At 45.3% G+C, this 13,967-nt stretch carries 9 protein-coding genes; 3 read left to right on the top strand and 6 right to left on the bottom strand.

All coding sequences use genetic code 11. The features are described from left to right. Positions 1-38: 38 nt before the first annotated feature. Together AC5JPO_RS01985 and AC5JPO_RS01980 are read left to right on the top strand one after the other, a co-directional pair. Positions 39-824 carry a transglutaminase family protein gene (locus tag AC5JPO_RS01985; RefSeq protein ID WP_493853119.1) on the top strand — a complete coding sequence of 262 codons (786 nt, stop codon included), beginning with the start codon at positions 39-41 and terminating at the stop codon, positions 822-824. Between the two features lie 41 nt (positions 825-865). Continuing rightward, positions 866-1,606, top strand: a complete 741-nt coding sequence (locus AC5JPO_RS01980; RefSeq protein ID WP_493853118.1) for a proteasome-type protease — start codon at positions 866-868, stop codon at positions 1,604-1,606. A gap of 61 nt (positions 1,607-1,667) precedes the next feature. Here AC5JPO_RS01980 and uvrA read toward each other — a convergent pair whose 3' ends face one another. The 6 genes from uvrA to yghU all read right to left on the bottom strand — a co-directional run bounded on the left by uvrA (position 1,668) and on the right by yghU (position 12,031). Then, positions 1,668-4,238, bottom strand: a complete 2,571-nt coding sequence (gene uvrA, locus AC5JPO_RS01975) for an excinuclease ABC subunit UvrA (RefSeq protein ID WP_493853117.1) — start codon at positions 4,236-4,238, stop codon at positions 1,668-1,670. A 277-nt stretch (positions 4,239-4,515) separates the two neighbouring features. After that, positions 4,516-5,742 carry an acetamidase/formamidase family protein gene (locus AC5JPO_RS01970; RefSeq protein WP_493853116.1) on the bottom strand — a complete coding sequence of 409 codons (1,227 nt, stop codon included), beginning with the start codon at positions 5,740-5,742 and terminating at the stop codon, positions 4,516-4,518. Between the two features lie 189 nt (positions 5,743-5,931). Next, a complete protein-coding gene (locus tag AC5JPO_RS01965; protein WP_493853115.1) occupies positions 5,932-7,176 on the bottom strand; it encodes a DUF819 family protein in 1,245 nt (414 codons plus the stop codon). A gap of 270 nt (positions 7,177-7,446) precedes the next feature. Then, positions 7,447-9,114, bottom strand: a complete 1,668-nt coding sequence (csdA, locus tag AC5JPO_RS01960; RefSeq protein ID WP_493853114.1) for a DEAD/DEAH box helicase CsdA — start codon at positions 9,112-9,114, stop codon at positions 7,447-7,449. Positions 9,115-9,683: 569 nt separating this feature from the next. Continuing rightward, a complete protein-coding gene (locus AC5JPO_RS01955) occupies positions 9,684-10,961 on the bottom strand; it encodes a DUF1176 domain-containing protein (protein ID WP_493853113.1) in 1,278 nt (425 codons plus the stop codon). Between the two features lie 230 nt (positions 10,962-11,191). Further along, positions 11,192-12,031, bottom strand: coding sequence for a glutathione-dependent disulfide-bond oxidoreductase (yghU, locus tag AC5JPO_RS01950; protein ID WP_493853112.1), 840 nt, complete (start codon positions 12,029-12,031; stop codon positions 11,192-11,194). 388 nt (positions 12,032-12,419) lie between these two features. Here yghU and AC5JPO_RS01945 point away from each other — a divergent pair, with 388 nt between their 5' ends. Then, positions 12,420-13,796, top strand: a complete 1,377-nt coding sequence (locus tag AC5JPO_RS01945) for a DHA2 family efflux MFS transporter permease subunit (RefSeq protein WP_493853111.1) — start codon at positions 12,420-12,422, stop codon at positions 13,794-13,796. Positions 13,797-13,967 lie beyond the last annotated feature (171 nt).

Genomic DNA, 13,967 nt, shown 5'->3' with positions numbered 1-13,967 from the left:
ATAAACAAAAAATAGAAAGATGCTATAAGGAAAATGCCATGAAACTTCAAATCAGTCATCAAACCAACTATTATTACGATGAGCTGGCGCAGCGTAGTGTACAGTATATACGCATGACCCCTATGCAAATGCCGCACCAAACTATTCATAAATGGAATGTCATGCTGCCTAAAGTGGCAACCAGCCAAAAGGACGGCTTTGGTAATGACTGGCTCACGCTCAGTCGTAACGAGGCACACAACAACTTACAGATGCAAGCATCTGGTGTCGTTGAGATCAACACCGAAACCGAACGCTTGGAGGACATGGATCATGTCCCCTACCTGCTATTTACGGTACAAACCCCGCTGACCAAATGCTCACAAGCAATGCGCGAATTTGCAGCGCCGTATCTAAAAACGCCTACCCATGACAGCCTAAAATCTATGGCAAATGCACTCATCATGAAAATGCCTTTTGTCAAAGATGTCACGCATGTGGGCACAACTGCTGCAGAGTCTTTTGCGATTGGTGCAGGTGTGTGCCAAGATCATACGCATGTATTTTTGAGTGTCCTACGAGATCAACAGATTCCAGCGCGCTATGTGTCCGGTTATCTGTACGACGATACCGAAAACCATATGGCGAGTCACGCGTGGGCTGAGGTGTGGCTAGATGGTTATTGGTATACTTTTGATATCTCAAATCAGGCATTTACGCCGAACTCACACGTGTATGTAGCTATTGGACGAGATTATCTAGATACGGCACCTGTGCGCGGCGTACGCATGGGCGGCGGCTACGAAAATCTTTACAGTCTTGTACTGGTCACAAAGCTATCATAGCGTTTGCTATTTTTATTACGTTTATTTATTGAGGATACCTTATGACCTATTGTGCTGCCATTCGTCTAAAAGACGGTATGGTTTTTGCCAGTGACACGCGTACTAATGCTGGTGTTGATCACATATCGACATTTAGAAAACTGTATCAATACGGAATTGAAGGCGAGCGCTTCATGGTGCTGCAGACTGCTGGTAGCTTAGCGACATCGCAAGCGGTATTCAACAAACTACAAAACGACATTGATCAGCGTCTTGAGAGTAATCTTAATACGGTCGCCACTTTGTTTGATGCTGCGCAAATGGTTGGTGAATGTATGCGTGAAAAAATGAACTATGCCAAATCAGTCGCCAATTCTAGTCGCGATGGTGCTTTTACCAGCTCATTTATGCTTGGTGGTCAAATCAAAGGGCAGCCCCCTGAGCTATACCTGATTTATCCTGAAGGCAATTGCATCAAAGCCACAGAAGACACGCCGTTTTTTCAGTTGGGTGAAAGCAAGTATGGTAAACCTATTTTGGATCGTTCTGTCAGCTACGACACGGATGTGAGACATGCCGCGCGCGCCTTGATGCTCTCATTCGACTCAACCATCCAATCAAACTTGTCAGTAGGTATGCCTATAGATTTTGTGCTTTATGACAATAATAGTTTAACCTTACCAGTAGGCCGCCGTATCGATGAGAATGATGAATACTTTAATACGATTCGTCATCAATGGTCAGAGGCGCTACGTCGCACTTTGGTTGAACTGCCTAAATGTCCTGATGGTTATTGGGGGTAGTGTTTTCTACTAGGGCGTGCCCTTAAACCCAATTTAAAGACCAGTCGTCATATCCATAAAATCACACCATCAAAAACGGTGCGGTACGACTGTCTTTTGATTGGGCTACCTCTTCTGGTGTCCCTTGAGCGACAATCAGCCCGCCTGCATCACCAGCCCCCGGTCCAATATCAATCATCCAGTCGCTATTGCTAGCCACCTGCATATCATGCTCAACCATGATGACTGTGTTGCCTGCATCGACGAGACTATTTAACTGAGCCATCAGCATGGACACATCAGCAGGATGTAGTCCTGTGGTTGGCTCATCTAGTATATAAAGGGTATCACCTCGCTGGGTGCGTTGCAGCTCGGTAGCAAGTTTAATTCGCTGGGCTTCACCGCCTGATAGCTCAGTAGCCGGCTGACCTAAGCGTAAATATCCAAGCCCAACCTGTAGCAACGCATCTAGGGCACGCAGTATAGACACTTCATCAGTAAAAAACTCATGAGCGGCTTCAACCGTTAAGTTTAATACCTCAGCGATGTTTTTGTCTCGATACGTGATAGCAAGCGTCTCGTCATCATAGCGCTGTCCATGACAGACTTGGCAAGGCGCATAGACGCTTGGTAGAAATAATAGCTCCACACTAACAAAGCCTAAACCTTCACAGTTTGGGCAGCGTCCTTTGGTCGTATTAAACGAAAACCTGCCAGCATCATAACCGCATGCTTTTGCTTGCTCGGTTGCGGCAAATAACTTGCGTACGTTATCGAACAGCCCTGTATAGGTTGCTAGGTTCGAGCGCGGCGTCCGTCCGATCGCTTTTTGATTGATGTTGATAAGACGGCGTATATGCTCCATGCCAGCAACAATCTCTCCGCCGGTTACCGACTCAAGCTCTTGTTCAAGCAAATCGGCCTCACCTACTGGCGCCTCTGCAATCGTTTTTTGTCCCAGTGCTTCGTTGATGAGATCAACTAGGGCTTGGCTGACGAGGCTTGATTTTCCCGATCCTGATACCCCTGTGACGCTCGTCATCACCCCAAGCGGAAACTCAACGTCTAGACCTGCTATGTTGTTCCGCTCGATATTTGCAAGTTTGAGCCATACTGCTGGCTGCCTTGCATTAGATGATATTGACTGGGTATTAGATGTCTTATCAGCAAAGAGATATTGACCCGTATGCGACCGTGCAACGTCACGCAGCCCCTCTACCGGACCACTATAAACAATCTCGCCGCCACGCGTACCCGCCTTTGGCCCAACATCAACCACCCAATCAGCGTGTCTAATGACACTGACATCATGCTCAACGACAAACACAGAATTACCTGCGGCAATCAGCTCATCTAACGCGCCAAGTAGTGCTTGTGTGTCGGCAGGATGTAGACCAGCAGAAGGTTCATCAAGCACATAAACCACCCCGAACAGCTGCGAGCGTATCTGGGTTGCCAGTCGTAGTCGTTGTAGCTCACCAGGAGAAAGTGTCGGAGTGGTACGTTCAAGCGAGAGATAACCCAGACCGAGCCTTGTCAACGCCTCAACACGAGAGAGGATATCGCTGGCAATACGCTGAGCGACAATTGCCTTTTCGCGGTTTGGGGTGTTATCAGCGATTTTGGTACGTGCAGTTTTCTCTAGTTTTTTTGCCATATCTGTAAGTGTAAGCTGTGAGAGCTCACCGATATCGAGACCTGCAAATTTTACTGCTAACGATTCTTTTTTTAGCTTTTTGCCGTGGCACTCTGGGCACTCAGATATCTGCATAAACTGCGAGACACGTTTTTTGGTACGCGGGCTTTGGGTAGTGGCAAAGGAGTGTAATATAAAATTTTTGGCACTGGTGAACGTACCCATGTAGTTTGGCTTTTCGCCCTTTTCAATCGCTTCACGTGTTTGCTTGATATTGTATTCAGGATAGACAGGCACTGTTGGCGTCTCGTCCGTGAACAAAATCCAATCACGCGTTTTCTTCGGTAATGTATGCCATGGTTTATCAATGTCATAGCCTAGTGTGGTCAATATACGGCTAAGATTTTGCCCTTGCCATGCTGGTGGCCACGCTGCAATCGCACGTTCTCGTATGGTCTTGGTGTTGTCTGGAACCAATAATTCTTCGGTAACTTCAAACACACGGCCAATCCCCGAGCAGGTCGGACACGCACCATCTGGTGTATTGGGCGAGAATGCATCGGCATATAGTATTTCTTGCTCTGCTGGATAATCCCCTGCACGCGAGTACAGCATGCGCAAACCATTCGATATCGTCGTCACACTACCCACAGAAGATCGTACCGAAGGTGTCCCTCGCTGCTGCTGTAACGCGACTGCTGGCGGCAACCCTTCTATAGCATCAACATCTGGCTCATCAACCTGATCGATCAGTCGTCTGGCATAAGGCGACACCGAATCAAGATAGCGACGTTGTGATTCGGCAAACAATGTACCAAATGCCAATGATGATTTTCCTGAGCCTGATATACCAGTAAAGACCACCAATGCATTACGCGGTAGGTCAACATCAATATTTTTTAGATTATGAACGCGCGCACCTCTAACCTGAATATTTTCTTGGTCGGGGTTGTATAGAGCGTTTTTTACTGTGCTGGTCTTATTGACCGTCTTTTCTATATTTTTTGGGTTCGCCATAGCGTTATTATTCCTATCAAGTCGTTATTTATTTTTAACGTGCTTATCTGTCTGTATTCTTAGTTATCTTTATTTGATTAGCAGAAATACTAACACGTACCTATGCAAGACCATGGCTGGGCTTACGTATCAATAGCATAGATAGACAAAACAATAACTCAAACCTTCAAGCGTTTAATAATAAAAAACCCGCATTGATGCGGGTTTTATTTAGTACTAAAGTTAGGATAACAGTGACTTGTAGGTTAAGACACCACCAACCGCATCGATTGTGAGCTTACTTGGCGTCTTTTTCAAATTCTGTGAAATCTGATTTGCGAATTTTTGCATGAACACCTTTGGTTTTATCAACCACTTGCGACACTTCAAAGTCGGTTGCAGCACTCAAATAAGCATAAGCTATTGACTCATCAATACCATATTCTTGATTCAAAAAACGAATAGCTTCACGAGTAGACTTTTTCATTGCCTCATCTAAATCTGCATCTAAGCCAGGGGTGATCCAAAATTCAGCATTTTCTGCCAATGGTTGCTCAATTTTTTTGCCAGGTACAGGATCCTTTCCAGCTTTCAACAATGTAAATTTAAATGTTGCACGTGCTGATGCTTCTAATGCTGTCAGTGCTACCTCACCATCACCTTGTGCAAAATGGCTATCACCCGTATAAAACAAAGCACCATTTACTTGAACTGGGTAGTAAACAGTAGCGCCAGCACCCAATTCATTAATATCTACATTACCACCGTAAAACGAAGGAGGTACTGAATGTACCTTTTCTGAGGTGTTAGCTGCAACACCCATCAAGCCCATAAACGGACTAAGCGGAAAACGAATAGATGAACCAGAAGCAGTCTTTAAGACACCTTCATAGTCACCTGAGGCACTTTTTTCTATGGGTGTGAATACCGAAACATTACCATAGCGTTCAGGGTTAGCTGCAGAGGCACCTGCTTGGGGTATCTTTTTAGGAAACTCTCCAGGTAAAGCACCCTTACCATGACGATTGGAAATAACACCGTAAGGAACACGCGGCTCTACCTTTAACACCTCGACCTTTAATACATCACCAGGTTTTGCGCCCTTTATTTCGATAGGGCCTGTCACAATATGAGGTCCATCTTTGTCGAAATCGTGATCCAATGTAGATTTAGTGATAGCTTTTGCTTCATCTAGAATAAATGCTGCGTTGACTCCTTTTGAGGTGAAAAATTTTTCAGCGTCACGCCCTTGATCTTCAAGTAATCCTTCATGTGACACCGTATCAAATGTGACAGTACTACCAGACGCCACAGATAATACTGGCTTGGCGTCTTTATTTGGCAAATAACCCCACGTAATGGTATCTAAAGTCGATGGTACATAATAGTTGCCCTTATAGTCGTCTTCTGTTAACTGAACAGGTTTGTTAGACATTTGCTTAAGCATAATAAAGCTGTCTGCGTAGGATGCTGAAGCACCAAATACGCTAAGGGCAACCAAAGAAAGCACTGTATTTTTAAACATAAAAGATACCCTTAATAGTGATAGATTATAAATGCATCTATAACTCGGCAAGTTTTATGCCATACCCTAACAGCCATTTTAGCTAAGAAACGCACTACTTTATTGCATCAACTTGACTTAATGTAGTGCATTGCTGAATGAAAAGAACTCTTTTAGAGCATTCAGGAATTTTAAGTACACCTTAATATATTAAGACACGACCAACCGCATCAACTGGGTACTGATATAACCGCCAAACGTCCCGACAGCATAACCCAAAATACCCAAGAATACACCAACGGGCGCCAGCGACGGATGAAAAGCTGTTGCAACAATAGGCGCTGACGATGCGCCGCCAGTATTGGCATTGGAACCAACCGCTAAGAAGAAAAACGGTGCGCGAATGAGTCTAGCCACAGCAAAGACAATCACGACATGGATGCTCATCCACAATAAGCCAATTAGTAGTAAACGCCACTGAGAGACGATGCCAGCCAGATTGATTTGCATACCGATCGCAGCGATCAGCACAAAAATGAATACCGTCCCTACTTTGGATGCGCCTATATGGTCAAGGCGACGAATTTTGGTGAACGAAAATACCACCCCTATCAAGGTGATAATGACAACCATCCAAAAAAATGAACTGGCAAAGCTATATTGTACTGCCCATTTGTATGGCGCAAAGAAGGTAGCAATTTGTCCACCAACAAAGTGTGCGACCCCAACCATGGCAAAACATAAGCCGAACATCACCATCAAATCGTTGATAGTCGCTGGGCGGGCATGATCGCGCTCATAGCTCTCGACAGCTTTAATGACTTTATCGATACTACTGGTATCTGCCCTTAAGAATCGATCAATCTTGGCACTATGCTTTGCCATCACTAAAATAGCGAGTAGCCACAATGAGGCGTTGGTAGCATCGACCAAAATCATCATACCAAACAAATCATCACTGACCCCAAACAGCTCCTTCATGGCCGCTTGGTTAGCTGCGCCGCCGATCCAGCTACCCGCTACTGCAGAAAACCCACGCCATAACGTATCGTCAGTGAACATGGCAGGTGACACCCACTTAGCAATCCCTAAGCTGATAGGTCCACTGATAACAATAGCGACACTGGCGGCAAAGAACATGGCAATGGCCTTCCAGCCTAAGCCCAATATTTTGGGTACATCCATAGATAGCGTCATCAGTAACAAGCTGGCTGGCAACAGATAAGTGGCGGTAAACCCATAAATTTGCGCGCCAACCCCGTCAGCGAATACCCCTAAGCTGTTTAGGGTTGCTGGGATAAAGCAGCAGAGCACAATACCAGGCAATACCGCATAAAACCGACGCCAAAACTTACCCGGTAGACCTTGAGTATAAAAAACCAGACCGATGATGGCCATGATAATACCAAAGGCTAACGGCAAGTTATCGATTGCTAGATTTGAGGTGGCAGGCATCAACGTGCTCCAAGACAGACAACTGACAAAAGTAAGTCAGTATAGACAAGGCAAAAAACTCGCGCAAGCAGACATCAATGATTAATTTGCTGAATGCTCTTTGATTGAAATAGCAAAACCACAGTAGCCAAAACACTCACTAAGTACCTAAAAGTATGGCAAGACCACATAAAAAAAACAGACACGCACAAAAAAGCCAGATAACAAGTATCTGGCCTTTTATTACTATATATAAGCGATCAATGATATCAATCGCTCAATATAACAGTACTACGAGTTGTTACCACGGTTGCCGCCGTTAGAGCGACCTTGGCCACGGCTGTCAGAACGACCCGCTGGACGACCTTGGCTACCGCTTGGACGACCGCGACCTGTTGCAGCGCGCTCACCACGTGGAACACCATTGCTATCGCCACGGCTAGGACCACCAGTACGCTTGCCTTGATACGGCTTGCCGCCTGAACGCTCATTTGGCTTGCCAGATGAGTCACGTGGCTTACCTTGATAACCGCTGTCGTTACTAGCACGTTGGCCAGTTGAGGCACTATCGCTTGAACGCCCACGGCCTTGACCACCGCCACTAGATTTACCAGCATAGCCACCGCTTGAACGACCACGGCCTTGACCACCGCCGTTAGAACGACCGCGACCACGGCCACGACCTTTACCTTTATTTTCGCTAGGTACGTACGTTTTCTTAGGCTCCATACCTTCGATAACACATACTTCCATCTTACGATCTAAGTAACGGTTGATGGCGTTTAGCTGTGGACGATCATCCATGCTACATAAGCTGATAGCGACACCAGTACGGCCAGCACGGCCACAACGACCGATACGGTGGACGTAATCTTCAGTCTGGCGTGGTAAATCATAGTTGATGACGTGTGAGATGGCTGGTACGTCTAGACCGCGAGCAGCAACATCAGTCGCTACTAAGATTTTGCATTTGCCATTACGCAAGTCTTGAACAATACGGTTACGCTTGCTTTGTGGCAAGTCACCATGTAGGAAGCTTGCTTTATGACCGGCTTCTTGTAGCTGTTTTGCCAGTTTTTCAGTACTGCGTTTAGTGGCAGCAAAGATAATGATTTGCTCCATATCTTTGTGGCAAACAATCTTATCAAGCAATTTGTTCTTGTGTTCAAAATCATCACAGTAGTACACTTTTTCTTCGATGTGTGCAGATTCTACTTTGATAGAAACACGCTCAGGGTTCTTAGTGAAGCTTGCCGCGATTTTACCTACTGGGCCATCCCAAGTCGCTGAACACATGATGGTTTGACGATCTGTTGGCGCTGCACGAAGGATGTCACTGATATCATCAGCAAAACCCATATCTAGCATGCGATCTGCTTCATCAAGTACCAATACTTCTAGGTTTGATAGATCAACACGGCCTGCATTGATATGATCAAGTAGACGACCAGGGGTTGCAACGATAACTTGAACGCCTTTTTTCAAAGCAGTGATCTGACCGTTGTATGGTGCGCCGCCAACTAGTGGCACACAGAACAAACCGCGCATGTCTTTAGAGTATGTACGTACGCTATCGTGTACCTGCTGAGCAAGCTCACGCGTTGGCGTTAGGATAAGTGCTTTGGTTAGCTTGTCAAAGCTAGTAGCACGGCTCAAGCGATCGAGTACAGGAATAACGAATGCGGCTGTTTTACCACTACCCGTTTGCGCTGATAATAGAAGGTCACGACCTGCTAGTGCAAAAGGAATGGCTTGTTCTTGAATAGGAGTTGGATTGGTATAGCCACTGCGATCAAGCGCAGTAAGAATTGGCTTAGCAATGCCAAGATCGGTAAAGGTGACTTTGTTTTCTTCAGTGGCGTCAGTAGCAGCCGCTTCAGTATTTGTAGTAGTGTTTGGCGTGTCAGTGCTTTCGATGATACCGTTTTCAGCGGCAATTGTAGATAAGATGTCAGTCATAAGAATCCTTGGTAAGTATAAGCTGCTGTAAATTCAGCAAACTTGATGCATACCACTGATAACCGTTCACCACGCTGCTCTTATTAACTGACGACCGAGCAATATAAAATTGTCGATAGTTAGAAACCAAGCCAATAGAGCTTAGCGTCTTTATAATAAATGCGTTCGTGCTGTCTGACGTATTTTGGTGGTAGTGCCGAGTGTCTTATCCTTGCTTGATATACGCTCATTATCGATGCTTTGTCCAAAGCAGATAAAGGCAAACAGCAACCAATCTAGACCCTATTTATGGGGCAGTAGATAAGATATGAGTCAAAAATAACGGATATTGTCATAAAAAGGTTATTTAAGTACACAAAATCATCGGCAACAATTACTTATGGTCATCCTAGACCCAAAATCGCAGGCGATGTTATCAATCTCATAATTCACGATAGCCTGAGCTAACGTGGCGACGCAGTATAGCACAATAAAAAATTATATGTACCTATTTCTTCAGATACCGAGTAAATAGGCTTTATATCATCAATATTGAGACTATTAAATAGTTGATGTCATACGATATATGACTATCTGACGACTTTGACATCAGTGACATAGGTCGGTAGCTGCCAAGCACCGCCCGCGTCGATAAGTCGGCAAAGTCCAGTGGTGCTCTCGTGACTTTTCTCAAACGCGCGTCCTGTCCATACCCAGTCGACTTTGCTCATACAGTCGCCGATACCGCGTCCTTTTTGTACTGAGCTCAGCTTACCTTTGTCGTAGCTTGTGGCACTGGTCGTCACCAATGTCGGTTTATATGGTTTGCTATCATTGAGAACCCATGCACCGCCACCTGCGTTATAAGCGGCTGTCCAGCAATCATGCTGTGCCAGCAATTGTGAATCATTCAAACGACTGACACGCCAAGGAGACTTGTCCGATAGATTTGGGCAGTCGCCATCTACATCCTTCATCGTGCTCTTCATTAGTGACGCTAATTGAGAAGACTTCATGACAAATTTTTTGTCATTACTCGAATCAGCTTTACCACTTGGCTCTACAAAACGTAATACTGGTACCGCTCTAGGGGGTAGTACGCTGCTATTCGACTTCGCTGTGCCATCACTAGTGATAAAAGCGCTTGGCGTGCCTACTCGTCCTTGGACATCATCAGCTTTTAGCATGACCGCACTAGCGCCTTTGTCTGAAAGCTCCCAGCGTGAGTTACGCAGCGTCAATGTGATCTTACTCGATCTCTGCAGTGCATTGATGAGCGCTGTCACCTGTGCTTGAGTGAGCTCAGCGTTACCTGCCGCTGTAGAGTATGGCTTGGTTTCACCGTAATTTCTGTCATTGATAGATAGGGATATTCGATGACGGTTACCCAACTGCATTAAAGCTTTAGAAGAGCTGTCTCTTGCGCCGCCAAGTTTTACCTTGCCATCCACACCGGCATCTGCCCCTGCACGGCGTGTCAACAATATAGATACGGGAAACTCGCTGTTATTTTCTGCTTGATACCCTGCCAGCCGGCAAGTGCGGGTATTGTCACAGACCACTTGCCAGTCTTGACTGGTAAATTCGGTGTGTGCATGTGACACACTCGCTGTACTGAACAATGCAGCCCCGATAGCGGCAATCATGGGTAAGCGCATTTTGTTTTTTGTGCGAAAGACAGAGGCGTTTTTTATTATTTTAGCATCAGACTCCAAATGCCCGTCACTATCCACGTTATGAGCATCACAATTTCGTCCCTTTACATCCATGCGGTGATCAACCTCATTATCATCACTCAAGCCATTGACGCCCAAATGATCAGAACAGCTCAGCAGTGATCCTGTGTTCGTGTTGTTATAGTCCTTCATAGTCATTACCCATCAATCGAATAAGTATAAACACCTGTCCATTACGACAGTAAACTGCTATCTTAACGTACCAATGTTTCTATCTGTTATTCTAATGTAGCATTATGTAAGCATAAAATAAAGTGCACCTCTGTCCCTATATCCATAAACCAACATTAAAGCAAAAAAGGCTGATAAGTGAACCACTTATCAGCCTTGCTATGATGCTTAGACAGCCTACAACGTCTAGGTTAGTTGATTGGCTTTAGCTTCAATGCTATCGCACGTTTGACGGCAGGACGCTCAGCAATGGCATGAGCCCAGCGCTGTACATGTTTATAGTCTTGTACTTGTAAAAACTCTGCCGCATCGTAGAGCTTACCGAGTACCAACTGTCCATACCATGCCCACACGATCATATCCGCTATATTGTAGTCAGACTCGTCATTGCCACATAGGTATTGGTTGTCTTTTAGGTGAGTATCCAATACATCAAGCTGACGCTTAGTTTCCATTGTATAGCGGTTGATTGGGTACTCTAATGGCTCTGGTGCATAGGCATAGAAATGTCCGAAGCCGCCACCTAAGAAAGGCGCGCTACCCATTTGCCACATAATCCAAGATAGACAATCTGCTCGCGCCTTGCCAGTAGCTAGTGGTAAAAACTTATCAAACTTTTCTGCCAGGTACATCAAAATAGCACCTGACTCAAAAAGTGCGATAGGCTCGCCCGCGGTATCTGCAGAATGATCAACCAAGGCTGGAATTTTTGAATTGGGATTTATTTCCACAAAGCCAGAGCCAAATTGCTCACCTTGAGAGATATCAATTTTATATGCATCGTACTCAGCGCCACTAATACCAGCTTCAGCCAGCTCCTCTAGTAATATATTTACTTTGACACCATTGGGTGTGTTTAGGGAGTATAGTTGTAGCGGCGCATCCCCTATCGGTAGCTCTTTGTCATAGCGTGCTCCAGATGTTGGGCGATTGATGCTAGCAAACTTACCGCCGTTATCTTTGTCCTGTACCCAAACTTTAGGTGGCACGTATTTGTCATTTTGCACATTGTCAGTTGTTTCAGTACTCATAAAATATCCTTAGTAATGACTATTCATTATTATTTAGCTTGTATTTACTCTTATTGTTTAGTGACTGTCTTCTTCTTGATCACTCGATAATACGACTGGCTGGCAAGACTTTACTATAACGACAACCTCTATTGACATTAAAGTCCTATCTTGTAATCAATGTTGCGGATTCCATGCCTGTCATGACGTTAGACGATTAATAGATACCGTATGGTAAATACCATAGCTCGCCACATAGTCTATTAGCAGGTTCTTTTATCGCCTCCGTTACCTTGAGTCACTTTTATTATCATTCAGGCTTTCTTATACTACTCAGCTTGTATGGCGCACTCTGATCGCAAACCTACGATCTTTCCTACTTCATAATCAGACCCCTAATGGGATTGACATGCTAACGCTTACCCCGACACAAGATAAATATCTACCCTATGTACTGGCGGTAGCGCTGTTTATGCAAATTTTAGACGCCACTATCTTGAATACCTCATTACCGCAAATGGCGCAAGCATTGGGTGAGTCTCCCTTAAAGATGCAGTGGGCAGTCATCAGTTACGCACTGACATTAGCGATTTTTATTCCTATCAGTGGGTTCTTAGCAGATAAATATGGCACCCGCCGTGTGTTCTTATCAGCGATTGTGATCTTCTGTATTGGCTCAGTACTGTGCGCCGCCTCGCCTACCCTAGATTTTTTGATTGGTTCACGGGTGATACAGGGTATTGGCGGTGCGATGATGACGCCCGTTGCACGTCTGATATTGGTGAAGTCATACCCACGCAATAAGCTGCTCACCGTCATGAACTTTGCGGTCATACCAGCGTTGGTCGCGCCCTTGGTAGGGCCGGTACTGGGCGGCTATATCGTGCAGTATGCCAGCTGGCATTGGATATTTTTGATTAACATACCAATGGGGATAGCCGGATTTATTATGGGCAAAAAACTGGTGCCTGCTTTGTTTGAAGATACCAAGCGCCTGGATTGGACAGGGTTTTTACTATTTGCCGCTGCCGCTTGTGGGTTTACGCTTGCCGTCGAGTTTGGCTCACATACAGGGCGCGGACTTTATGGCTTATTATTTGGTTTGGGCGCGAGTTTATTGATGGGCGCCTATGTTTGGCATGCCAAGCGACGATCAACGCCTCTATTCCCCTTGAGTTTATTTGATATTCGTACCTTTCGTATTGGAATTACTGGTAACCTATTTACCCGCCTTGGTATCAGTGCTGTGCCGTTTTTGCTACCGCTACTGCTACAGGTGGTGTTTGAATATTCACCCTCGCAGGCAGGGTGGTTGCTCGCCCCCATTGCTGTTGGCGCTATCGGTATCAAGCCTTGGGTTAGCAAAATTATCCAGCGTTTTAGCTATCGCAAGGTTCTGGTATACAACACTTTATTTATGGGCTCTCTCATCATTGTATTGGCGCAGTTCAACGATGCCTCGCAGTGGTTGTGGTTTATACCCATACTAACCGTAATGGGCGCTTGTAACTCAATGCAGTTTAGTGCAATGAACACCATTACTATTGGTGATTTGCAAGGAGCGCAGACCAGTAGCGGGAATAGTTTGATGGCGGTCAATCAGCAGTTGGCTATTAGCTTCGGCATTGCTTTTGGGGCAGCGGTACTAAATATCCTGCGTGAGCGCTTGCAAATGGATACGCTAGTCGCCTTCCAAACCACTTACTGGATATTAGGGATCTTGACGATACTATCAGGGTTATACTTTTTGCGCCTAAAACCTGAGGACGGTCGCGGCTTATATTGAATATTAACGATAACGGTTCTAAAAATATACATTGTTAAAGGTCGTTAAAAGACAATGATGTTAAAAATCATGTCATAGATGACATCATTACTTTTAGAGGCAAAGCGTACACACATAAAAAAGCCAGCGTATCACTGGCTCAAAACCAATAGTACGCTGGCAAGTTCATAT

The sequence above is a fragment of the Psychrobacter sp. H25 genome, from assembly GCF_059076335.1.
The sequence above is the reverse complement of the archived record's forward strand: the minus strand, read 5'-3'. Positions and strand labels throughout refer to the sequence as shown.

Excerpts from the sequence above, each read along its gene's own strand:
- AC5JPO_RS01985 (WP_493853119.1), top strand. The coding sequence starts at position 39 with ATGAAACTTCAAATCAGTCATCAAACCAACTATTATTACGATGAGCTG.
- AC5JPO_RS01970 (WP_493853116.1), bottom strand. The coding sequence starts at position 5,742 with ATGTTTAAAAATACAGTGCTTTCTTTGGTTGCCCTTAGCGTATTTGGT.
- AC5JPO_RS01965 (WP_493853115.1), bottom strand. The coding sequence starts at position 7,176 with ATGCCTGCCACCTCAAATCTAGCAATCGATAACTTGCCGTTAGCCTTT.
- uvrA (WP_493853117.1), bottom strand. The coding sequence starts at position 4,238 with ATGGCGAACCCAAAAAATATAGAAAAGACGGTCAATAAGACCAGCACA.
- yghU (WP_493853112.1), bottom strand. The coding sequence starts at position 12,031 with ATGAGTACTGAAACAACTGACAATGTGCAAAATGACAAATACGTGCCA.
- csdA (WP_493853114.1), bottom strand. The coding sequence starts at position 9,114 with ATGACTGACATCTTATCTACAATTGCCGCTGAAAACGGTATCATCGAA.
- AC5JPO_RS01955 (WP_493853113.1), bottom strand. The coding sequence starts at position 10,961 with ATGAAGGACTATAACAACACGAACACAGGATCACTGCTGAGCTGTTCT.
- AC5JPO_RS01980 (WP_493853118.1), top strand. The coding sequence starts at position 866 with ATGACCTATTGTGCTGCCATTCGTCTAAAAGACGGTATGGTTTTTGCC.
- AC5JPO_RS01945 (WP_493853111.1), top strand. The coding sequence starts at position 12,420 with ATGCTAACGCTTACCCCGACACAAGATAAATATCTACCCTATGTACTG.